The organism is Variovorax sp. V15, assembly GCF_041154425.1.
GTDB lineage: Bacteria > Pseudomonadota > Gammaproteobacteria > Burkholderiales > Burkholderiaceae_C > Variovorax > Variovorax guangxiensis.
This window is the reverse complement of the sequence record NZ_AP028659.1, coordinates 2,172,312-2,194,052: the sequence shown is the minus strand read 5'-3', so window position 1 is coordinate 2,194,052 and position 21,741 is coordinate 2,172,312. Positions and strand designations below refer to the sequence as shown.

The window sequence follows — 21,741 nt, the reverse complement described above, 5'->3', positions numbered from 1 at the left end:
GCGCCGCATTGCATTAGTGCAACAACTCGCAACATAAAGCGATGGGCGCCGGTGAGCGGCCTATAGCTGGGCAAGAGAGAAAAAGAGGCTTCGGCGCGAAGGGACCGCAGAAGATGCGGGGACCGAAAAAGACAACGCCGGGAGAAACCCGGCGTTTTTGTTCCTTTGAATGTGCTATTGCGCAATAGCACAAAGGAGATATTTTGGGGTGGCTGATGGGACTCGAACCCACGACGACCAGAATCACAATCTGGGACTCTACCAGCTGAGCTACAGCCACCACAGAGCCTACGATTGTAGCGTTAAAAATCGCGGTTTTGACGGCGCAATGCACAAAGAGCCCGAAAGAGCAGCATTTCACCCCGCAATCGCCGATCCGCCCGGTGGCACGGCATCCGGAATCCTGATCGATCCATCGGATCTTTCGTGAGTACCGACCAGCAGTCCGCTGGCGACGGCATGTTCGCGCAAGCCGTCGACGACTTCGTCTCTTCCGGGCGTTTCGGAAAACTCGGGACGACTTGCCAACGCAAACAGCTGGAACGCATACCGATGCACTCCATGCCCAGGCGGCGGATCGGGCGGCAGCCAGGCCGCCTGCAAGGCCGAATTGCGTCCAACATGCAGCCCCGCTGCACCCTCGTTTCCCTGGCTTGGAATGGCTCCTTCTGCCAGCGCCCCACTCTGCGGCTCCAGGTCCACCACGATGGCATGCACCAGCGGATTCGGCGTGGGCGAATCGGCGTCCTCCACGATCAGCAGCAACGATGTCGTGCCCACAGGCAGACCGCTCCACTGAAGCGGAGGCGAGACACCTTCTCCATCGGCGGTGCAGCGCTGCGGCAGCGGCGCATGGTCGGCGAACGCCATGCTGGCGAGTTCGATCGATCCCAGTCCCTCGCGCATTCCGAGCGTATTGAAGACGATGTTGTCCAGACCGGCACGCACGCCCTGCAGGGCCTGCCCAATGACTTCGGGTAGTTTTTCCAGCATGCGAATGGTGTACCGCCGCGCCAGTGGCGAATCTGTAGGACGCCGCGCAGCACCTGCGTCACGAAGTCGGGCACAAGTTCTCGGGTGCAGCGCCCGCTGCGCGGCGGCATCGGCCGGCACGCACAGCGCTCCGCTATCATGAATGCGCCCCTTGCGCAGGGGCATGGCTTACGGCCAGTTCCACCACTTCACCACACCAAAGGAATATCTTCATGAGCATCGTCTGGACTATCCTGATCGGGTTCGTCGTGGGTCTTGTGGCGCGGGCAGTCAAGCCGGGCGACGACTCCGCTGGCTTCATCGTCACCACCATCATCGGCATCGCCGGCTCGCTGATCGTCACCTACGTCGGCCAGTCGCTGGGCTGGTACACCGCGGGCCAGGGGGCTGGCTTCATCGCCTCCGTGCTGGGCGCGATCGTGTTGCTCTTCATCTACGGAATGATCAAGCGCAAGAGCTGATCGATACGGGAAAGAAGGCCGTGCCGCCTCGTGCGCACGGCCGCCCAGCGATGCCCCGCAAAGCGCGCGCCAAGCATCATGTGTATGTGGTCGAGCTGGACGACCGCGTATGGAACAACGGCCGCTTCAGGCGCGCCAACCCCGACTACCAGCTCGGCAAACCCTTCGTCTACGTCGGCATGACCGGCCTGGACCCGGACATCCGTTTCGACAAGCACAAGGCCGGCATCCAGGCCAACAGCTTCGTGCAGGAGTTCGGCCTGCACCTGCTGCCCGCGCTCTACGAGCGCTACAACCCCATGACCTACGAGGACGCCCGGCTGATGGAAGTCGACCTCGGCATCGCGCTGCGCAAGGCCGGCTACGGCGTCTGGCAGGCCTGAGGCTCAGGCTGGCAATCAGGCGCCAGCTCTTCAGGAGTAGGTGACCCAGTCCTCATACGCCGGCCCATCCAGATGCGGCAGCGTGTTGTACGTGACGAGCATGTGCCGCTTCGGCGTGAAGGCGAACTCCGTCACCGAGGTATTGCGGATGCGCAGGTTGAGCTCGATCGTCGTCTCCGCACTCGTGCCCAGCACATGACCCACCGCCGTGCTGATCGGCCCACCGCTCGACACCACCAGCACCTTCGCGCCGTGGTGCCTGTCGCGCACGTGGTCGAGCGCCGTCGTCACACCCGCGAGAAAGTCGACATAGCTCGGCATGCCTACCGGCGAAGTCCTGCCCTGCATCCAGGCGCCCAGGCCTTCGCGCAGCAGACGGAAGTGATGGCGGTACATCTCGGGCGTATCGGGCTTCTGCAGCTTGCCTTCGTGGATGGTGGCGATGACCGCCTCGCTGTCGTATTCGTTGAGGCCGGGCCACGGCAGCACGTCGTCGCGCTCCAGGCCGAGCCCTTTGGCGATGCCTTCCCAGGTCTGGCGATGGCGCCTGAGCGTGCCCGTGATGACGGCATCGAATTTCATGCCGCGCTCGCGCCAGTATTCGCCGAGGCGAACAGCCTGCCGATGCCCGAGTTCGCTCAGGTTGTCATAGTCGGCAGCGCCGAAGCTGGCCTGCCCGTGGCGCACGAGGTAGAGGGTTCCCATGGGCGGAATTCTGGCAAGAAGCGAAGGTGTGGGTTGTCCCTCGTGCGACCTGTTCGCGCGGCAAAGAAAAAGGCCCGAGCCATTGGCCCGGGCCTTGTCTGCTCGTTCGCGGGGAGCGAAGCGCGTATCAGCGGCCCGCTGCAACCGGCAGCGTATCCGCCGGCTTCGGCACCAGGATCTCCGCCTTGAAGCGGTCCTTCAGCAGGTTGTAATAGGCAGCGTCTTCAGCGGCGGCCACGGACTGGCCGACCTGCGTCTGCTCCTGCTTCGCGAGCTCGGCCGGCGGCGGCGTGCGCGGAACCACCTTGGTCACGCGCACCACCGTGTAGCCCTGCGCGCCCAGATCCACGCCAACGAGCACGGGCAGCTTGGAGGCGTCGGCACGCAACGCGGCGTCGATGACCGGCAGCGGCTGCGATTGCGCATCGCGGCGCGACACCGTCACGGGCGCGCCGAAGGTCGCGCCATCGGCCTTCGCAGTCCACGCGGCGAGCTTCGCTTCGCCTTCGGCCTTGGCCAGCACGGCGGCGCGCTCGGAGACGAGCTGCGCGCGGATCTTGTCCTTCACGTCAGCCAGCGGCACCGGATGCGCCGCCGTGTACTTCGTCACGCGGCCCGACGCGAGCTGGCTCGGGCCGACTTCGATCGCCTCGGTGTTCTGCTTGCGCTCGAGCGAGTCGGCAGCGAACAGCGCGCTCAGGAAGTTGCGGTTCGCCAGCGGGCCGCTGGTGCCCGGCGCGGGCGTTCGCGCGACGTTGTCGGCCGTGCGGATCGTGAGCTTCAGCTTCTCGGCCGCCGGCTTGAGGCTGTCGGGCGTCTGGTAGACCGCGTCGGTGAAGGTCTCGGCGGCCTTCGCGAATTCCTGCGTGGCCTGCTGCGAGCGCATGTCGTTCTCGATGGTCGCGCGCACCTGCTCGAAGGGCGGGATCACTGCCGGCTTGATGTCGGTCAGGTGGATGATGTGATAGCCGAATTCCGTTTCGACCACGCCGCTGATCTCGCCCTTCTTGAGCGCGAACATCGCGTCTTCGAAAGGCTTGACCATCGCGCCCTTCGTCACGAAGTCGAGATCGCCGCCCTTCTCCGCCGAACCCGGGTCCTGCGAATTCTTGCGCGCCACTTCGGCGAAGGTGTTGGGAGCCTTCTTCACTTCGGCCAGCAGTTGCTCGGCCTTCGCCTTGGCCTTCTCGCGGTCGGCAGCGGATGCGCTGGCCGGCGCGGTGATCAGGATGTGGCTCGCACGGCGCTCTTCCTTCGTGCCGAAGCGCGAAGCGTTCTGCTCGTAGTAGGTCTTGAGGTCCGCCTCGTTCACGACGACGTTCTTCTTGGCCGCGTCGAGATCGAGCACCAGGTACTCGATGCTGGCCTGCTCGGGCGCCTGGAACTGCGCCGTGTGATCCTTGTAGTAGGTCTCGATGTCGGCATCGCTCACCGTCACCTTCGAGGCGAAGGCATCGGGCGCGAAGCGGGCGACCTGGATCTCGCGAATGTCGTAGAAGGCGTTGATGGTGGTCGCGGCCAGTGCGGGCGGCGTGAAGGCCGTGGCCGAGATGCCCAGCAACACCTGCTGCGTCGCCATGTCGGCGCGCACGGAGGCTTCGTATTGCTCGGGCGTGCGGCCGGTCACGCGCTGGAAGCTTTCGCGGTCGAACTTGCCGTCGGGCGTGCGGAAGGTGGCGAGGCCCGGGTCCTGCGCGAAGATGCGCGAGAGGCGCTCTTCGGACACCGTCATGTTGGCCTTGGCCGCCGCAGCAGCCAGCACGCGGTCGCGCACCATGCGCTCCAGCGTGGCATAGCGCATGGCGTCGGACTCGAGGAGCGTCGGGTCGACGTTGGGCGACTGCTGGCGGATGCGGTCCGTCTCGACGCGGTGCTGCTGATCCCACTCGGGCTTGGTAATGTCGTGCCCTTCGATGCGCGCGACCTTCTCGTCGCGACCGAAGCCCTGATAGCGCTCGACGCCGAACAACACGAACGACGGAATGATCAGCAAGAACAAGATGATCATCACGATCTTGTTGTACTTGCGGAAGGTATCAAACATGCTTGAACACTCTTTTTCGACAGCAGTCGGACGGCAATAAAAAAGGCGAACTTGTGGTTCGCCTTTGCATCGGGTGGTGGTGGGTGCTGAGGGGCTCGAACCCCCGACCTACGCCTTGTAAGGGCGCCGCTCTACCAACTGAGCTAAGCACCCCACCGGAAAACTCTCCGAGTCTAACGCCTCAGTTCAGCGCGTCTTTCAGCGCCTTGCCGGGACGGAATTTCGGGATCTTGGCGGCCTTGATTTTAATCGCGTCGCCGGTGCGGGGATTTCGGCCGGTACGAGCCGCGCGTTTGCCTACTGCGAAAGTGCCGAAACCGACGAGCGAAACGGAACCGCCCTTCTTGAGCGTGGTACGAATGGCGCCGATGGTGGATTCGAGCGCGCGGGTCGCTGCGGCTTTGGAAATGTCGGCGTTCTTTGCGATGTGCTCAATCAGTTCGGTCTTGTTCACAAGGGCCCCTTGTAGAAGAAAAAAGTTGGTCGGCTTTCGTCAGCTGCGACCTGGCCGCAAACGGTGCGACACAAGAACCTGGCAGGCCTGACGCCTCGGCAGCGCGCTGCCAGCGAGGATTACAACCACTGGTCTGCAGGGTGTCAATAAGACGCGAGGCCATGCAGAGCAGCGGAGCGCGCGATTTTAGGGGCGTTTCGTGAAGTCCTTTTTCAAAGGCTCTCAAAGCGCATCGGCAATGGCCTTGCCCAGATCGGCGGTGCTGGCAATGCCACCGATGTCGGGGGTGCGCGGTGCTCCGCTTTGGGGCGCGAGCACCTTCTCGATGGTCGACAGGATGGCGTCGTGCGCCTGCTTGTGGCCCAGGAATTCCAGCATCATCGCGCCGCACCAGATCTGCCCGATCGGGTTGGCGATGCCCTTGCCGGCGATGTCCGGCGCCGAGCCGTGCACCGGCTCGAACAGCGACGGCATGGTGCGGTCGGGGTTGAGGTTGGCGCTCGGCGCGATGCCGATGGTGCCGGTGCAGGCCGGCCCGAGGTCGGACAGGATGTCGCCGAACAGGTTGCTCGCCACCACCACGTCGAAGAAGTCGGGCCGCTGCACGAAATGCGCGGTGAGGATGTCGATGTGGAACTTGTCGAGCTTGATGCCGGGGTAGTTCCTGCCCATCTCGGCCACGCGCTCGTCCCAGTAGGGCATGGTGATCGAAATGCCGTTCGACTTGGTGGCGCTGGTCAGGTGCTTCTTGGGCCGCGACTGCGCGAGCTCGAACGCGAACTTCAGCACCCGATCGACGCCCACGCGCGACATCACCGTCTCCTGCACCACGATCTCGCGCGGCGTGCCCTGGTACATGCGCCCGCCGATGCTGGAGTATTCGCCCTCGGTGTTCTCGCGCACGATGTACATGTCGATCTCGCCGGGCTCGCGCGGCGTGCCGTCGCGGCGCACCACCGGCGCGATGATGCCGGGCATCAGGCGCGCCGGACGCAGGTTGATGTACTGGTCGAACTCGCGGCGGAACATCAGCAGCGAGCCCCAGAGCGACACGTGGTCCGGAATCTTCTCGGGCCAGCCCACCGCGCCGAAGAAGATGGCGTCGTGGCCGCCGATCTGGTCCTTCCAGTTGTCGGGCAGCATCTGGCCATGCTTCTCGTAGTAGTCCCAGCTCGAGAAGTCGAAGTGGTCGAACTTCAGGTCGATGCCGAATTTGCGCGCCGCAGCATCGAGCACGCGCAGCCCTTCGGGCATGGTTTCCTTGCCGATGCCGTCGCCGGCGATGACTGCGATTCTGTGGGTGCTCATGGAGTGTCTCCTGCGTGTGCGTGTTGCGAAGATGGAAGAAGAGGAAAGAAGGCCAGGGCCTCGGCGAGCAGTTCGTCCGGGGCCTCCTCGGGAACATAGTGGCCGCAAGGCAGGGCCCGGCCTGACACATCGGCGGCGCGCTCGCGCCACAGCGCCAGCACGTCGAAGGCCTTGCCGACCGCGCCGTGCTCGCCCCACAGCACGCGCAAGGGCTGCCTCAGCTGCAGCCCGGCGGCGATGTCGGCCCGGTCGTGCACGAGATCGATGGTGGCGGAGGCGCGATAGTCCTCGCAGATGGATTCGGCGGTGCCGGCAATGGCGGCGCAGCGCTCGTATTCGGCCAGCACTTGCGGCGCGAAGGGCGCGAGGCCGGCGTGCCGACCGCCCATCACGCTGCGCACGTAGCGCACCGGGTCGGATGCGATCAGCGCCTCGGGCAGTGGCGGCGGCTGGATCAGGAAGAACCAGTGCCAGTAGGCCTTGGCGAATGCTTCCGAGGTCTGCTCGTACATCGCGAGCGTGGGCGCGATGTCGAGCAGCAGCATGCGCTCGACCGCCTCGGGATGGTCCATCGCAAGCCGGTGCGCAACACGCGCACCGCGGTCGTGTGCCAGGATGCCGAAGCGCTCGAAGCCGTGGTGCCGCATGGCCGCGAGCGCGTCGAGCGCCATCTCGCGCTTGCTGTAGACCGCATGCTCGGCATCCGCCGCCGGCCGGCCCGAATCGCCATAGCCGCGCAGGTCGACCGCCACCACCGTGAACCGCTCGGCCAGCGCCGGCGCCACGCGGTGCCAGATCGCATGCGTCTGCGGATGGCCGTGGAGCAGCAGCAAGGGAGCCCCCTGCCCGCCGGTGCGTCCGTGAATGCGCACGCCGTTGCGCTCGATATCGAAAGTGGGGAAGGAAAGAAAGGAAGTGGCCGTCACGACGACGATTGTGCGTTGCGCCCCTCCAGCCATCAAGCAACAATCGGCCAATTCATACTTTCCGATCTGGCATGAATCAACCTTCGATGGAACGAAGCGACCTGGCGCTTGTGCTCGCGATCCGCGACCAGGGCAGCCTCGCGGGCGCGGCTGCCACGCTCGACGTGGTGCCATCCGTCGTCACCAAGCGGCTGGGCGCGCTGGAGGCTCGCCTGGGCCAGCGCCTGTTCGAGCGCACCACGCGGCGCCTCAGCGCCACGGCCGAGGGCGAGGCCATCTGCCTGCATGCGCGGGCGCTGCTCGAAGGGTTCGCCGCGCTGGAGAGCGAGCTTGGCGAACGGCAGAACGAGCTGACCGGCACGCTCCGGCTGGCTGCCACCTTCGGCTTCGGCAGGCTCTGGCTGGGCCCGGCGCTGGCCGCCTTCCAGGCGCGGCATCCGGCGCTGCAGATAGAGCTGGTGCTCACCGAGCAACTGCCCGATCTCGGCGCCGAGGGCTACGACGGCGCGGTGTGGCTCTGGGCCGTGCAGCAGCGCCACGCTGCCGACTGGGTCTCGCGGCGCATCGCGCGCAACCAGCGCGTGCTGGCCGCCTCGCCCGACTACCTGAAGCGCCGCGGCACGCCCGCCACCATCGAGGCGCTGTCCTCGCACGACTGCCTGGTCGCCCGCGAGAACGGCGACGCCGGCGGCCAGCGCCAGCACGCGGTCTGGAGCCTGCGCCACGCGCGCGACGGCAGCACTGCGCGCGTGCGCGTGCAGGGGCCGCTGGCCAGCAATTCGGGCGAGATGGTGCGCGACTGGTGCATGGCCGGGCACGGCATCATGTTGCGCAGCCTATGGGACATCGCACCGCAGCTCGCGAGCGGCGAGCTCGTGCGCCTGCTGCCGCAGTACGCGATGGCGGAGGCCGACATCCACTGGATCGCGCCCTGGCGGCCGAAGACACCGCGCCGCGTGCGCCTGCTGGTCGATCACCTCGTCGAGCAGTTCCGCAGCGAGCCCTGGAAGCCGGGCAAGGCCGAATCACGCTAGATATAAGAAAGGAAGGCAGTTCAGCGGCTGCCGCTTCGCACCACGAGGCTCACCCCCACGGCGGTAAGCCCGATGCCCAGCACCGTCACCAGCGTGATCGGCTCGGAGAACAGCAGCCACGCCATCACTGCCGTACAGGGCGGCACCAGATAGAGCAGGCTGGTGACGGCGGTGGCCGTTCCGCGCTGGATCAGCATGTAGAGCAGCGAGCTGCCGCCCAGCGACAGCGCCAGCACCGACCAGGCCATCGCGCCGCCGGAATGCAGATTCCACTGGATGCTGTCCGTCTCCAGCGCCGCGAACGGCAGGGTGACGAGCACGGCAGCCGCCATCTGCACGGCGCTCGCGCTGCGCACGTCGCAGGGCGCGACGAAGCGCTTCTGGTATAGCGTGCCCGCGGTGATCGATAGCAGCGCCATCAGCGCGAGCGACATCGTCTCCACGCTGACCTCGCCGCCCTGCCCCAGCTTGCGCAGCACAACCAGTACCAGGCCGGCGAAGCCCAATCCCAGCCCGACCCACTGGCGCCCCGTGATTCGCCCGCCGGTGAAGGAGAGCCACACGGCCGTCAGCACCGGCTGGATGCCGACCAGCAGCGCCACCAGCCCCGCGCCCATGCCTTCGCGCACTGCGGCCCAGACGCCGCCGAGGTAGCCCGCCTGCATCAGGATGCCGGTGACGGCCAGGTGCGCCCACTGGGCCCGCTGCTTCGGCCATTCGACCCGCGCCAGCGCGACCCACGCGGCGAAGCAGGCCAGCGACAGCGCGAAGCGCACGGCGAGGAACTTGAGGGGTGGCGCATACGGCATGCCGTAGCGCGCGACGATGAAACCCGTGCTCCAGATCAGCACGAAGACCGCGGGCATCGCCCGCAGCCAGCCCGCGCCGCGGGCCGGGGTTGCCGGTGTCATTTGATTATTTGGTTCGGGCCCGGATTTCCGGAATGGCCTTCTGCAGGTAATACACCATCGACCAGATGGTGAGCACGGCCGAGATCCAGATCAGCCACTGGCCCCAGACGCCGGTGTCGATCACCTTGAACAGGCGCCCGTCATAGAGCAGGAACGGAATGGCGATCATCTGCACGGTCGTCTTGACCTTGCCGATCATGTGCACCGCCACGCTCTTGCTGGCGCCGATCTGCGCCATCCATTCGCGCAGCGCCGAGATGGCGATCTCGCGGCCGATGATGATGAGCGCCACGAACACGTCGGCCCGGTTCAGGTGCACCAGCACCAGGAGCGACGCGCACACCAGGAACTTGTCGGCCACCGGATCGAGAAAGGCCCCGAAGGCCGAGGTCTGGTTGAGCCGGCGGGCCAGGAAGCCGTCGAGCCAGTCGGTGGCGGCGAAGACGATGAACATGACCGTGGCGATCAGGTTGCGCATCGGCTCGGCCATCGGCAGGTAGAACACACCGACGATCAAAGGGATCGCGACGATGCGCGTCCAGGTCATGATGGTCGGCAGGGTCCAGAACATCGCTTGATTGTGTCATGGCCGCGCCACCCCCTCGCGGGGGTCAGGCGCTCAATGCAACGCCTTGTAGATTTCTTCCGCCAGGTCGGAGGCGATGCCCTCGACCGAGGCGATGTCCTCGATACTCGCCGCCGCCACGCCCCGGATGCCGCCGAAGCGCTGCAGCAGGCGCGCGCGCCGCTTCGGCCCTATGCCCGGGATGTCTTCGAGCTGGCTGCCGCCCACGCGCACCTTCGCGCGCTTGGCCCGCATGCCGGTGATGGCGAAGCGGTGCGCCTCGTCGCGGATCTGGGCCACCAGCATCAGCGCGGCCGAGTCCTTGCCGAGGTAGACCTTCTCGCGGCCGTCGGCGAACACCAGCTCTTCAAGGCCTACCTTGCGGCCCTCGCCCTTCTCGACCCCCACGATCAGCGACAGCGGCAGCCCCAGCTCGCCGAACACCTCGCGCGCCATCGACACCTGCCCCTTGCCGCCGTCCACCAGCACCAGGTCGGGCATGCGGGCGGTGCGCGGCTTGGGCGGCGCCTCGCTGCCGTCGCTTTCGGCATCGCCCGGAGGCAGGGCGTCGGTCTCGGCGGCCATGGCCTCGGCCAGCTTGCCATAGCGGCGGTGCAGCACCTGGCGCATGGCGGCGTAGTCGTCGCCGGGCGTGATGCCCTCGATGTTGTAGCGGCGGTACTCCTTGTTCTGCATGGCGTGGTGCTCGAACACCACGCAGGAGGCCTGCGTCGCCTCGCCCGCGGTGTGCGAGATGTCGAAGCATTCGACGCGGAAGTTGTCGAGGTCGTCCGAAGCCAGCTCCAGCGCGTCGGCCAGCGCGCGCGTGCGCGCCTGCTGCGAGCCCTCTTCGGCCAGCAGCCGGGCCAGCTGAAGCTTGGCGTTGGTCTCGGCCATTTCCAGCCAGTGGCGGCGCTGCTCGCGCGGCTGGAACACCGCCGTCACGCGCGAGCCGGCCTGCTGCGAGATGGCCTCGATCAGCTCCCGGCTCACCTGCTCGCTCAGCACCAGCGTGGCAGGCACGGGCACGTCGATGTAGTGCTGGGCGATGAAGGCCTCCAGCACCTGCACTTCGACCGGATCCGCGACGGCGGGCGGCGCGCCCTCTTCGCCGTCGAGCTCGCCGTGATGGATCTGCGCCGCGTCTTCCACGTGCACCGGGAAGTACGGCCGGTCGCCCAGATGCCGCCCGCCGCGCACCATCGCGAGGTTCACGCAGGCCTTTCCGCCCTGCACCTTCACCGCGAGGATGTCGACGTCCTTGTCGGATGCGATCTCGATGGACTGCTGGTGCAGCACGCGCGAGATGGCCGACATCTGGTTGCGCAGATCGGCCGCCTGCTCGAATTCGAGCTTCTCGGCATGCGCCGTCATGCGCTGCTCGAGCTTGGAGAGCACGAGCTGCGTGTCACCCATCAGGAAGGCTTCGGCGCTGGCCACGTCCTGCGCATAGGCCTCGGGGCCGATGTGGCCCACGCAGGGCCCGCTGCAGCGCTTGATCTGGTACAGCAGGCAGGGCCGCGTCCGGTTGGCGTACACCGTGTCCTCGCAGGTGCGCAGGCGGAACACCTTCTGCAGCAGCTGGATGGATTCCTTCACCGCCCATGCGCTCGGATACGGCCCGAAATAGCGGTGCTTCTTGTCGACCGCGCCGCGGTAGTAGGCCAGCCGCGGAAACTGGTGCGAGGCGATTTTCAGGTAGGGGTAGCTCTTGTCGTCGCGAAACAGGATGTTGTAGCGCGGCTTGAGCGTCTTGATGAGATTGTTCTCGAGCAGCAGCGCCTCGGCCTCGGAGCGCACCACCGTGGTTTCCATGCGCACGATCTTCGAGATCATGTGCCCGATGCGCGTGCCGCCGTGGTTCTTCTGGAAGTAGTTGGCGACCCGCTTCTTCAGGTTGCGCGCCTTGCCCACGTAGAGCACCGCCCCGGCCGCGTCGAAATAGCGGTACACGCCGGGCAGTTGCGGCAGGGCCGCGACTTCGCTGAGCAGTTGTTCGGAATGCACGTCTGACATGGCGGCTATTGTGGCGCGCGCCATGCGGCCCCGGCGGCCGCCTGCGCGCAAACCCCGACACCGACTGGAACGGAATGTGCTGAAGATAGGGCGCGGGCGCGAGGAGCGCCCGTGGTTTTCACACATACCTACTCGGGAAATCTCATGACTCAAAACAACAACAGACGCGCCGTCTGGTGCGCGCTCACGCCCGTCGCTCTCTCGCTGAGCCTGGCGGCCTGCGGGGGCGGCTCCAACAACAACGATGCGCAGAACACGGCGGCCGCCCTCGCGGTCATCGCCGCGATCAACGCAGCGAACCAGCCGGCTCCGGCCGCACCTGATAACGGCTGCCTCATCCCAAGCGGCAGCTCGTCCGTGGTGGTCGGCTCCGGCGACGCCGGCGACCCCGCAGCCCCCGAGCCTGCATCGGGCTACGTTCCCGGCCACAAGCTGGTCTACGCCAAGAACTACATGGTGGTCGCGAACCATCCGCTGGCCACCCGCGCAGGCTGCGACGTGCTGAAGGCCGGCGGCAGCGCCGTCGACGCGGCGGTAGCCGTCCAGGCGGTACTGGGCCTGGTCGAACCGCAGTCCAGCGGCCTGGGCGGCGGCGCCTTCATGCTGCACTATGACGCGGCGACGAAGAAGGTACAGGCCTACGATGGCCGCGAGACCGCACCGGCTGCCGCCAACGAGAACTACCTGCGCTACATCGACCCGACCGGCGCCGACACAACCCCGCCCAAGCCCGGCGGCGCGCGTGCCAGCGGGCGCTCCATCGGCACGCCGGGCGCGGTGCGCATGCTCGACATCGCCTACCAGGACCACGGCAAGCTGCCGTGGAAAGACCTCTTCAGCTACGGCATCACGCTGGCATCGGACGGTTTCCAGATCGGTGGACGCATGGCCGCTGCCATCTCGTCGTCGGCCACCAGCCTCAAGCGCGACGCCGAGGCCACGGCCTACTTCTTCAACGCCGACGGGTCACCGAAGACGCTGGGCACGAAGCTGCAGAACCCGGCCTATGCGAAGACGCTGAACGCCATCGCCACGCAAGGTGCCAACGCCTTTTATACGGGCAGCATCGCGCAAGGCATGGTCGACAAGATCGGCATCACGACCGCCGCGAACGACGGCTCGGCCATCACGCCCGGCATGACCACCATGGCCGACCTGGCCAACTACAAGGCCAAGCGTCGCGACCCGGTCTGCGGCACCTATCGCGATTACTACGTGTGCAGCATGTCGCCGCCGTCGTCGGGCGGCATCGCGGTGGTGGCTAGCCTGGGCATCCTCGAGACTTTCAACATGAGCCTGTACAAGCCGACGGCCATCGACATCGAAGGCGGCAAGCCGACCGTGATGGGCGTGCATCTGGTGAGCGAGGCCGAGCGCCTGGCCTATGCCGACCGCGACAAGTACGTGGCCGACACCGACTTCGTGCCGCTGCCGGGTAACTCGGTCGACACCATGATCAACAAGCCCTACCTGCAGAGCCGCGCCAGCCTCATCAGCCTGTCTAAGAGCATGGGCCTCGCGCAGGCTGGCAACCTGGGTTCGGTTCCGCTGGGCATCGACAAGACCGAGGAGCACGGCACCACGCACTTCACCATCGTGGACAAGAATGGCAACGTGGTCGTGATGACTACCACGGTGGAAAGCACGCTGGGCTCGTTCCACATGACGCAGGGCTTCATGCTGAACAACCAGCTCACCGACTTCTCGGCCAACCCCGACGACACCAGCGTGACTCCGAGCGTCAAGGTCGCCAACCGCGTCGCCCCCGGCAAGCGTCCGCGCAGCACGATGGCTCCCACGCTTGTGTTCAGGAAGAACGCCGACGGCAGCATGGGCGAGTTCGTCATGGGCACCGGCTCGCCAGGCGGCGGCACGATCATCCAGTACGTCGTGAAGACACTGGTGGGCGCGCTCGACTGGGGCCTCGATGCACAACAGGCCACGTCGCTGGTCGACTTCGGCGCCACCAACTCTCCCGCCAGCGCCGGTGCCACCTACAGCGCCACCAACGTGGGCGGCGAGCATCCCAACGTGAACACCGGCAACAACGGCAACGACGACCCGCTGATCGTGGGACTGCGTGCCCTGGGTCACACGGTGAACTTCGGCGCCCAGTCCAGCGGTGTCAGCACCGTCATCCGCACGAACGTCGGCGGCAAGACCGTGCTGACCGGCGGCGCCGACCCGCGGCGCGAAGGCATCGTGCTGGGCGACACCTTCACGCCCTGAACGGGCCGCGTACTACGCCCTACTTCGCGAGTTCGCTCACCAGCCGGTACAGGAACTCGCGCCCGTCGTACAGGCGCTGGATCTCGATGCGCTCGTCCAGCCCGTGGGAGCGCGCGTCGGAGGGCTCGACGAACAGGCCGCTCACGCCGTACATCGGGATGCCGGCGTTGCGCATGAAGCGGCTGTCGGTGGCGCCGGTGCTCATGGCGGGGATGACGGGCACGCCGGGCCACATCTGCTGGGTGATCGACTCCACCGTCTTCACCAGGTCGCCGTTCAGCGGCGAGGCCGGGCTGCGCAGCGGCTTGCCCATGTTGCGCACTACGATCTTGTCGTTGCCCACGACCTGGGTCAGCTGGCGCTCGACTTCGTCCGGGTCGTCGTGCGGCAGGATGCGGCAGTTGACCGTGGCCTTGGCCGACTGCGGCAGCGCGTTCTCGGCGTGGCCGGCCTGCACCATCGTCGCCACGCAGGTGGTGCGGAACTGGGCGTTGTAGGCCGGGTTGGCCGACATGCGCTCGATCACCGACGCATCGGGGTTGCCGCTGCCCACTGCGCGCATGTCGTCGGCGAGCTGACCGGTGGCGAAGGGTGCACTGCGCGCGAAGTAGGTTTTGGTGACGTCGGCGAGCTTCACCGGAAAGCTGTAGTTGCCGAGCCGCTCCAGCGCGGCCGACAGCGCGTAGATGGGGTTGGTCTTCGTTGGTATCGAGCTGTGGCCACCCACGTCGCGCGCCTCCAGCATGTAGGTGGTGTACATCTTCTCGGCCACCTGCATGCGGTGCAGGTTGGGCTTGCCGCCGCGCAGCTCGCCGCCGCCGCCTTCGTTGATGCCGAACTCGGCCTGCAGCAGCTCGGGCTTGTTGTTGATGAGCCAGAAGGCGCCGTTGCTCAGCGCGTCGCCGCGTTCCTCGTCGGCGGTCAGCGCGAGGATGACGTCGCGCTTCGGCCTGAAGCCTTCCTGCTTGAGCTGCCCCACTACGGAGACCAGCGCCGCGGCCATGGCCTTGTCGTCGATGGCGCCGCGCGCGGTGAAGTAGCCGCCGGTTTCCTGCAGCTTGAAGGGATCGGTCTTCCAGTCTTCGCGACGCGCCTCGACCACGTCGATGTGGGCCAGCAGCAGCAGCGGCTTCTTGCTGCCGTCGCCCTTGAAGCGCAGCACGAGGTTGCCCTTCTTGGGGAAGGGCTCGAAGATCTGGATGTCGCCGGGGGCGAAGCCCGCTTCGATCAGGCGCTTCTCCATGGCCCGCGCCGCCGCGGTGTTGTCGCCCACCGAGTGGGTGGTGTTGATCTCGATCAGCTCCTTGTAGATGTCGTGGAAGCGCTGCTGCTGCGGCGTGAGCGACTGCGGCGTCTGCGGCTGCGCCGAAGCGGCTGTCAAGCCGCAGATACCGCAAAGGGCCAGCGAGACGGCGAGCACGGACTTGGCGGCACGGAAGGTCTGCATCCTCATGGGTTCTCTCTCTCCGGTGGTTGTCGTCCGGCCAGCATAGCAAGCGCGGCGTGGGAACACGGGCACACTCGCGACCATGCAATCCAGCCAATCGAAGCAGTGGGACATCTTCTGCAGGGTCATCGACAACCACGGCGACCTGGGCGTCTGCTGGCGGCTTGCCCGCCAGCTGGCCGCCCTGGGCGAGCGCGTGCGGCTGTGGATCGACGATGCGGCGGCGCTGGGCTGGATGGCGCCCGAAGCGCGCACCGGCCGCGATGGGGTGGAGGTGATCGACTGGCTGGACGCGGCCTCGCTTCGGGCAGCCGTCGCAGGACCGGCGCCCGACGTGCTGATCGAGGCCTTCGGCTGCGACCCGGCACCGCAGCTGATCGCCCGTTTTGCCGAAGGGCCGGGCCTGGCGTGGATCAATCTCGAATACCTCTCGGCCGAGCCTTACGTCGAGCGGCTGCACGGCTTGCCGTCGCCGGTGTTCAAGGGGCCGGGCTCGGGCCTGACCAAGCGCTTCTTCTACCCGGGGTTCACGCCCGCCACCGGAGGACTGCTGAGGGAGCCCGATCTGATGGAGCGCAGAGCCGCCTTCGACCGCGCGCAGTGGCTGGCGGCCCGGCAGATCCCGTGGCACGAGGGCGAGCGCCTGGTCTCTCTCTTCTGTTACGAGCCCCCCGCGCTGGCAGACCTGCTGGAGCAGTTCGCCTTGAGCGGCCAACCCACTCGCCTGCTGGTGACGGCCGGCCGCGCCGCGCAGGCGGTCCAGGCCCTGCAGGGAAGCGCGCCGCTGCTCCATGGCCGCGGCGCGCTATCAATTTCATACCTGCCCTATCTCACCCAGCCCGACTTCGACCACCTGCTGTGGGCCTGCGACCTGAACTTCGTGCGTGGCGAGGATTCGCTGGTGCGCGCGCTCTGGGCCGGAGCGCCGCTGATCTGGCAGATCTATCCGCAGGACGACGACGCCCACCATGAAAAGCTGAACGCCTGGCTCGACTGGCTCGGCGCCCCGCCCTCGCTGAGGCTTTTCCACCACGCGTGGAACGGCTTTGGCGACACAGCCCTCCCCGAGCCGGAAATGCACGGCCCGTGGCTGGAAACAGCCCGGGACGCCCGCGCGCGGCTGCTCGCGCAGGACGACCTGATTACCCAATTGCGGAAATTCGTCACCCAAAAAAGCTAAAATAGCGGGCTTTGCGGATTTCGGCCCGGGTTTCATCGATCCGGAATGTCTTCCGCTAAACCTGCCGCGGGACATGTACCGCGGGGCCAGCCGAACGGCAAACCAAAGCCCCGCGCACCGAGCGGCCAACATCCAGAGACCCTGTTATGAAAATCGCTCAAGAAATCCGCGCCGGCAACGTCATCATGCACGGCAAGGACCCGATGGTCGTCCTCAAGACCGAATACAGCCGCGGCGGCCGCAACTCCGCCACCGTGCGCATGAAGATGAAGAGCCTGATCGCCAACTTCAACACCGAAGTGGTCTTCAAGGCCGACGACAAGATCGACCAGATCGTGCTCGACAAGAAGGAGTGCACCTACTCGTACTTCGCAGACCCCATGTACGTCTGCATGGACACCGAATACAACCAGTACGAAGTCGAAGCCGAGAACATGGGCGACGCCCTGAACTACCTCGAAGACGGCATGGCCGTCGAAGTGGTGTTCTACGAAGGCAAGGCGATCTCGGTGGAACTGCCGACCAGCGTCGAGCGCGAAATCACCTGGACCGAGCCGGCCGTCAAGGGCGACACCTCGGGCAAGGTCATGAAGCCCGCCAAGATCGCCACCGGCTTCGAAGTGCCGGTTCCGCTCTTCGTCTCGCAAGGCGACCGCATCGAAATCGACACGCGCACCGGCGAATACCGCAAGCGCGTCTGAGTCCCGGCTTCGCCGGCTGACCACCACCCCGAAAAAGGCTCCGCAAGGAGCCTTTTTCGTTTCCGGGCATGATGGTTGCGACGCTGCACAATCACCCGGACAACCTGTCCGCTTTCTCCATGAACAACACGCACAACCTTCACGACAAGCGCCTGGCCGATGCCTGGGCCACGCTCCAGGCCCATGCGGACCAGGGCCTTCCGCTCGACCCCGATCCTTCGCGCATCGCCTTCGCCGACCCCGAATTCCTGCTGCGCCGCGAGACGCGCGGCATCCGCATGCAGCTCGAGCTGATGAAGCCCGACATCGAGCAGCGCGCCCATGGCATCGAGAACACCGTGGTGGTGTTCGGCAGTGCGCGCTTCCGCAGCGAGGAAGACGCAGCGGCCATGATCGCGCAGGCCGAACTCAGCGGCGACACGGCCGCGTCCGAGCGCTGGCGCCGGCTGGCGCGCAACTCGCACTACTACGAGAAAGCGCGCGCCTTCGGCAAGCTGGTGGCCCAGTACAGCAACGACAGGGAGCCGCAGGACAAGCTCTTCATCTGCACCGGCGGCGGCCCCGGCATCATGCAGGCGGCCAACCGCGGTGCGCACGAAGGCGGCGGGCTTTCGGTGGGCCTGGCCATCGCGCTGCCGATGGAAGAGGAAGCCAACCCGTACGTCACGCCGGCGCTGAGCTTCAAGTTCCACTACTTCGCCATCCGCAAGATGCACTTCATGATGCGTGCGAAGGCGCTGGTGGCGTTCCCGGGCGGCTTCGGCACGCTCGACGAGCTGTTCGAGGTGATCACGCTGGTACAGACCAAGAAGTCGAAGCCGGTGCCGATCGTGCTCTTCGGCTCCGACTACTGGAAACGGCTGATCGACTTCGACTTCCTCGTCGACGAGGGCGTGATCTCGCCGGGCGACGTGAAGCTCTTCGAATACGTCGATGCGCCCGAGGATGCCTGGAGCGCGATCAAGCGTTTCTACAAGCTCTGAACGGCCTGAAGCCGCCGCTTCATCGCCTCGGTCGGTGCATCAATCGGCGCTGTCGTCCTCATCCTCCGCCGGATGCAGCGCCTGCTCGAAGAACCTCGTGAGCGCCCGCGCGCGGCGCTTGCGCTCCGAAGCGCCGGTCTGCCCGGTCGCCACGGCATCGTCGGCCACGCCGTGCAGCGCATTGAAGAGGATCACGGCCGTGAGCGTCGCATCCTCCACGTCCCAGAAGCCGGCGCCATCGCCCTGCTTCAGCAAGCCCGCCAACTGCGCGATGACGGCGTTGTCGTTGCGCATGCGGCGGTCTTCGGGGCGGTATTCGTGGAAGACGACGTCGTGCAGCGCGACGTTGTCGAGGTAGATCTCGAGCCCCGTCTCCACCCAGGCCTTCAGCCGGGCGTGATAGTTGCCCGGCCGTTGGCGGTCCATGGCCTCCTGCAGCCGCTCGCAGAAGATGTCGACGAAGCGCTGCTGCAAGGCGCCGAGCAGCGCCTCCTTCGACGGAAAGTACAGATAGAAGGTGCCCTTGGCCACCTGCGCGCCAGCGGCGATGTCGTCGATGCTCGTGGCGGCGATGCCCTTGTCGATGAAGAGGCGCTGGGCCGCCTCCATCAGCGCGGCGGCGCGCGTCTCGGGGGCCTTGGTGCGCCGGCGCTGAGAGAGCTCGCCATCGGTGCCGGGGGAATTCGTGGCGGTGTCGCCGCTCGGGGTCATCTATCGTCGCCTTCGGGTCGTTGATGAAGGCCTGGATACTGACTTCGGGTCAGTAGATTGTCAAAGGGACGGGAAGTACTCGTGTCCGGGACGTGGATTACGAGCCACGCGCCCGCCGGATCAAACCTTCAGGCCCCAGGTCGCTCTCGCTCCGATCGCCACCACACCTCCCACCACCCAGAACACGCCGGCAATGCCGATCAGCGCGCCGAGCGAGCCGAACAGCATCGGCATCGCCACGCTCGACGCGTTGATGGTCATCAGCCGCAGCCCCAGTGCCTCGCCGTGCCGTGTGTGCGGCGTGATCTGGTGGAGCATGCTCATCACCATCGGCTGCACCGCGCCCAGGGCGAAGCCGAGCACCACAGAGCAGATGCCCATGGTCCAGGCCGAATCCAGCAGCGGATACACCGCGAACACCAGCGCCGTGACCGCTGTCGAGGCCAGGATCACGTTGCGTTCCGAGGCGCGCGAGGCAATCACCGGCAGCACCACGCGGATCACCGCCGCCGCGATGGCGAAGGCGCCGAGGATCGAGCCGATCACCGAAGCGCTGATGCCCCGGTCGTGCCCCAGGATCGGCAGCACGAAGGCGTGCACGTCCCAGCTCGACGACTGCAGCCAGTTCACGAACAGCAGGCGGCGGAACATCGGCTCGCGCAGCAGGTCCCAGGCGCGCGTCGGCTTGGCGCCGGCGGGCGGCGGAGCTGGCGGCGGTTCGTCCGCGCCGCGCGCAAGCATCCAGCAGAGAACGGGCAGCGCCGCCATCACCGCGAAGGAGATTCGGAATGCGAGCATGTCCGCCGGCGCGCGGCCCGCGTGGTCGATCAGCATGCCCGCCAGGAACGGCCCGACGAAGTTGGCGACGGCCGGCGCGATGGCCAGCCAGCTGAACACGCGCTTGAGCTGCGTCGCGTTGGTGGCCGAGCGCCCCACGTGCCGCTGCAGCGCGATCACCGTCGCGCCTGTGGCGCCGCCGGTGAGCAGCGCCGCAAGGCACATCACCGGGAACACCGGAAAGATCACCACCAGCCCCGCGCCGACGACCGCGGCGACGACGGACAGCCACAGCGGCCGCTTGAAGCCGTACCGGTCGGCAAAGCGCCCCGCCGGCAGGGCGAGAAAAACCTGGGTCAGCGCAAAGAGGGAGATCAGCACGCCGACCGCCGCCGCGCTGTAGCCCTGTTGGAGCGCCAGCAGCGGCGTGGCGAGCCGCATGCCGGCCATGGTCGCGTGCAGGCACACCTGGGCGCCGATCACACGCAGCAGTTCGGAACCTTTCACGGGGAGTTCTCGCCCTCTTCTTTCTCGTTGTTGTCGGCTTCGGTGCCGGGGGTGGTGGGCGGCAACAGCGCCTGGGCCTGTGCCTCGGGCAGCGCCTCCACCTTGCGCAGCGCCAGGCGCATCTGCCGGGCGCGCGTGTCGGCCTTGTCGATGGTGTCGGAGGCCTTGGCCACCTGCTCCTTGATGCGGGCGACCCACTCGCCGTAGCGCTCGAACTCGGTCTTGACCGCGCCCAGCACCTTCCAGACCTCGGAGGCCTGCCGCTCCAGCGCGAGCGTGCGAAAACCCATGTGCAGGCTGTTGAGCATCGCGAGCAAGGTGGTGGGGCCGGCCAGCGTCACGCGGTGCTGGCGCTGCAGCGCGTCCATCAGGCCGGGCCGGCGCAGCACCTCGGCGTAGAGGCTTTCCACGGGCAGGAACAGGATCGCGAAATCGGTGGTGTGCGGTGCCGCAAGGTAGTTGTCGGCGATGGACTTCGCTTCGGTGCGGATGCGCGCCTCCAATGCCTTCGCCGCGAGTTCGACGCCCGCCGCATCGGCGCGCTCGTGCGCGTCGATGAGCCGCTCGTAGTCGTCGCGCGGAAACTTGGCATCGATGGGCAGCCACACCGGCGCGCCATCGTCGCCGCGGCCGGGAAAGCGGATGGCGAAGTCCACGCGCTGCCCGCTGCGCGGCTTGGTCTCGACTTGCCTGGCGTACTGCTCGGGCGTGAGCACCTGCTCGAGAAGCGCCTCCAGCTGCACTTCGCCGAACATGCCGCGCGTCTTCACGTTGGTCAGCACGCGCTGCAGGCTGCCGACGCCCACGGCCAGCGTCTGCATCTCGCCCAGGCCCTTGTGCACCTGCTCGAGCCGGTCGGCCACCTGCCTGAAGCTTTCGCCAAGGCGCGCTTCGAGCGTGGTCTGCAGCTTCTCGTCGACGGTCTTGCGCATCTCGTCGAGCTTGGCGGCGTTGGTCTGCTGCAGCTGCGCGAGCTGCGCCTCCATGGTCGCGCGCACTTCCGACAGGCGCCGCGCGTTCGATTCGCTCAGCCCCTGCAGCTGGTTGTTGAGCGTGTCCGCCAGCGTCTTCTGCAGCGACGCGAGCTGCAGCGCGAAGGCGTCGAGCTGCGCATTCTGCGTGCGCGTGGCCTCAGCGCCCTGCTGCACCAGTGCCCGCTGGAAGGTGGCGAAGGCCTGCGCGGTTTCCTGCCGGGCACCGCGCGAGCTCTCGCCGATGTCGTTGCGCAGCTCACGCTCGGTGCGCTCGTTGGCCGCGCCCAGCGTGGCCAGCATGCGCGACACCTCGCTGAGGTCGGGCGGAGGCTGCCGGCGGGCCAGCAGCCAGATCACCAGCACGAGCTGGATGGCCGCGAGCACGGCCAGTCCGACGAGGATCAGCGAGGAGTCCAAGGTCCGGTTGCGCTC

The 21,741-nt window shown here is 66.8% G+C and carries 20 protein-coding genes and 2 tRNA genes; 7 read left to right on the top strand and 15 right to left on the bottom strand.

Annotated features, from left to right (window positions below; translation table 11 throughout):
- Positions 1 to 204: 204 nt before the first annotated feature.
- Together ACAM57_RS10325 and ACAM57_RS10320 are read right to left on the bottom strand one after the other, a co-directional pair.
- A tRNA-His gene (locus ACAM57_RS10325) sits at positions 205 to 280 on the bottom strand.
- Positions 281 to 357: 77 nt separating this feature from the next.
- On the bottom strand, positions 358 to 1,158 hold the full coding sequence (locus ACAM57_RS10320) for a YbhB/YbcL family Raf kinase inhibitor-like protein (RefSeq protein WP_240650805.1): 801 nt from the start codon (positions 1,156 to 1,158) through the stop codon (positions 358 to 360).
- 47 nt (positions 1,159 to 1,205) lie between these two features.
- Between ACAM57_RS10320 and ACAM57_RS10315 the strand changes: the two genes are divergently transcribed.
- Both ACAM57_RS10315 and ACAM57_RS10310 read left to right on the top strand, forming a co-directional pair.
- Positions 1,206 to 1,454, top strand: coding sequence for a GlsB/YeaQ/YmgE family stress response membrane protein (locus tag ACAM57_RS10315; protein WP_019655888.1), 249 nt, complete (start codon positions 1,206 to 1,208; stop codon positions 1,452 to 1,454).
- Between the two features lie 50 nt (positions 1,455 to 1,504).
- On the top strand, positions 1,505 to 1,837 hold the full coding sequence (locus tag ACAM57_RS10310) for a hypothetical protein (RefSeq protein ID WP_126472778.1): 333 nt from the start codon (positions 1,505 to 1,507) through the stop codon (positions 1,835 to 1,837).
- A gap of 30 nt (positions 1,838 to 1,867) precedes the next feature.
- On the opposite strand, the gene ACAM57_RS10305 is transcribed toward ACAM57_RS10310, so the two are convergent.
- The 6 genes from ACAM57_RS10305 to ACAM57_RS10280 form a co-directional block, all read right to left on the bottom strand.
- The gene (locus ACAM57_RS10305) at positions 1,868 to 2,542 is read right to left on the bottom strand and encodes a histidine phosphatase family protein (RefSeq protein ID WP_126024942.1); all 675 of its coding nucleotides are present in this window, start codon (positions 2,540 to 2,542) and stop codon (positions 1,868 to 1,870) included.
- 127 nt (positions 2,543 to 2,669) lie between these two features.
- On the bottom strand, positions 2,670 to 4,586 hold the full coding sequence (locus tag ACAM57_RS10300; protein WP_369661577.1) for a SurA N-terminal domain-containing protein: 1,917 nt from the start codon (positions 4,584 to 4,586) through the stop codon (positions 2,670 to 2,672).
- Positions 4,587 to 4,663: 77 nt separating this feature from the next.
- Positions 4,664 to 4,739: transfer RNA gene (locus tag ACAM57_RS10295), tRNA-Val, on the bottom strand.
- 28 nt (positions 4,740 to 4,767) lie between these two features.
- Positions 4,768 to 5,040: an HU family DNA-binding protein gene (locus tag ACAM57_RS10290; protein WP_007830705.1), complete on the bottom strand. Its 273-nt coding sequence runs from the start codon at positions 5,038 to 5,040 to the stop codon at positions 4,768 to 4,770.
- Positions 5,041 to 5,262: 222 nt separating this feature from the next.
- Positions 5,263 to 6,348, bottom strand: a complete 1,086-nt coding sequence (locus tag ACAM57_RS10285) for a tartrate dehydrogenase (RefSeq protein WP_369661576.1) — start codon at positions 6,346 to 6,348, stop codon at positions 5,263 to 5,265.
- The gene (locus ACAM57_RS10280; RefSeq protein WP_369661575.1) at positions 6,345 to 7,274 is read right to left on the bottom strand and encodes an alpha/beta fold hydrolase; all 930 of its coding nucleotides are present in this window, start codon (positions 7,272 to 7,274) and stop codon (positions 6,345 to 6,347) included. The genes ACAM57_RS10285 and ACAM57_RS10280 overlap by 4 nt, the downstream gene beginning before the upstream one ends.
- 86 nt (positions 7,275 to 7,360) lie before the next feature.
- On the opposite strand from ACAM57_RS10280, the gene ACAM57_RS10275 reads away from it, so the two are divergent.
- The gene (locus ACAM57_RS10275; RefSeq protein ID WP_184641358.1) at positions 7,361 to 8,308 is read left to right on the top strand and encodes a LysR substrate-binding domain-containing protein; all 948 of its coding nucleotides are present in this window, start codon (positions 7,361 to 7,363) and stop codon (positions 8,306 to 8,308) included.
- 20 nt (positions 8,309 to 8,328) lie between these two features.
- On the opposite strand, the gene ACAM57_RS10270 is transcribed toward ACAM57_RS10275, so the two are convergent.
- The 3 genes from ACAM57_RS10270 to uvrC are packed head-to-tail and all read right to left on the bottom strand — an operon-like array spanning position 8,329 to position 11,800.
- Positions 8,329 to 9,219, bottom strand: coding sequence for a DMT family transporter (locus ACAM57_RS10270; protein WP_369661574.1), 891 nt, complete (start codon positions 9,217 to 9,219; stop codon positions 8,329 to 8,331).
- A gap of 4 nt (positions 9,220 to 9,223) precedes the next feature.
- Positions 9,224 to 9,790 carry a CDP-diacylglycerol--glycerol-3-phosphate 3-phosphatidyltransferase gene (gene pgsA, locus ACAM57_RS10265; protein WP_093051202.1) on the bottom strand — a complete coding sequence of 189 codons (567 nt, stop codon included), beginning with the start codon at positions 9,788 to 9,790 and terminating at the stop codon, positions 9,224 to 9,226.
- A 48-nt stretch (positions 9,791 to 9,838) separates the two neighbouring features.
- Complete coding sequence (gene uvrC, locus ACAM57_RS10260) at positions 9,839 to 11,800, bottom strand: excinuclease ABC subunit UvrC (protein WP_369661573.1); 1,962 nt, start codon at positions 11,798 to 11,800, stop codon at positions 9,839 to 9,841.
- A 144-nt stretch (positions 11,801 to 11,944) separates the two neighbouring features.
- On the opposite strand from uvrC, the gene ACAM57_RS10255 reads away from it, so the two are divergent.
- The gene (locus ACAM57_RS10255) at positions 11,945 to 14,029 is read left to right on the top strand and encodes a gamma-glutamyltransferase family protein (protein ID WP_369661572.1); all 2,085 of its coding nucleotides are present in this window, start codon (positions 11,945 to 11,947) and stop codon (positions 14,027 to 14,029) included.
- 19 nt (positions 14,030 to 14,048) lie between these two features.
- Here the strand turns inward: ACAM57_RS10255 and ACAM57_RS10250 are convergent, their stop codons facing one another.
- A complete protein-coding gene (locus ACAM57_RS10250; protein WP_369661571.1) occupies positions 14,049 to 15,482 on the bottom strand; it encodes a M20/M25/M40 family metallo-hydrolase in 1,434 nt (477 codons plus the stop codon).
- Between the two features lie 76 nt (positions 15,483 to 15,558).
- On the opposite strand from ACAM57_RS10250, the gene earP reads away from it, so the two are divergent.
- The 3 genes from earP (at position 15,559) to ACAM57_RS10235 (ending at position 18,340) form a co-directional block, all read left to right on the top strand.
- Positions 15,559 to 16,656, top strand: coding sequence for an elongation factor P maturation arginine rhamnosyltransferase EarP (gene earP, locus ACAM57_RS10245; protein ID WP_369661570.1), 1,098 nt, complete (start codon positions 15,559 to 15,561; stop codon positions 16,654 to 16,656).
- A 146-nt stretch (positions 16,657 to 16,802) separates the two neighbouring features.
- A complete protein-coding gene (gene efp, locus ACAM57_RS10240) occupies positions 16,803 to 17,357 on the top strand; it encodes an elongation factor P (RefSeq protein WP_126024932.1) in 555 nt (184 codons plus the stop codon).
- A gap of 119 nt (positions 17,358 to 17,476) precedes the next feature.
- A complete protein-coding gene (locus ACAM57_RS10235) occupies positions 17,477 to 18,340 on the top strand; it encodes a TIGR00730 family Rossman fold protein (protein ID WP_126024931.1) in 864 nt (287 codons plus the stop codon).
- Positions 18,341 to 18,379: 39 nt separating this feature from the next.
- Here the strand turns inward: ACAM57_RS10235 and ACAM57_RS10230 are convergent, their stop codons facing one another.
- The 3 genes from ACAM57_RS10230 to ACAM57_RS10220 form a co-directional block, all read right to left on the bottom strand.
- Positions 18,380 to 19,051, bottom strand: coding sequence for a TetR/AcrR family transcriptional regulator (locus ACAM57_RS10230; protein WP_369661569.1), 672 nt, complete (start codon positions 19,049 to 19,051; stop codon positions 18,380 to 18,382).
- 120 nt (positions 19,052 to 19,171) lie between these two features.
- On the bottom strand, positions 19,172 to 20,335 hold the full coding sequence (locus tag ACAM57_RS10225) for an MFS transporter (protein ID WP_369661568.1): 1,164 nt from the start codon (positions 20,333 to 20,335) through the stop codon (positions 19,172 to 19,174).
- Positions 20,332 to 21,726: a DNA recombination protein RmuC gene (locus ACAM57_RS10220; protein ID WP_369661567.1), complete on the bottom strand. Its 1,395-nt coding sequence runs from the start codon at positions 21,724 to 21,726 to the stop codon at positions 20,332 to 20,334. The genes ACAM57_RS10225 and ACAM57_RS10220 overlap by 4 nt, the downstream gene beginning before the upstream one ends.
- Positions 21,727 to 21,741 lie beyond the last annotated feature (15 nt).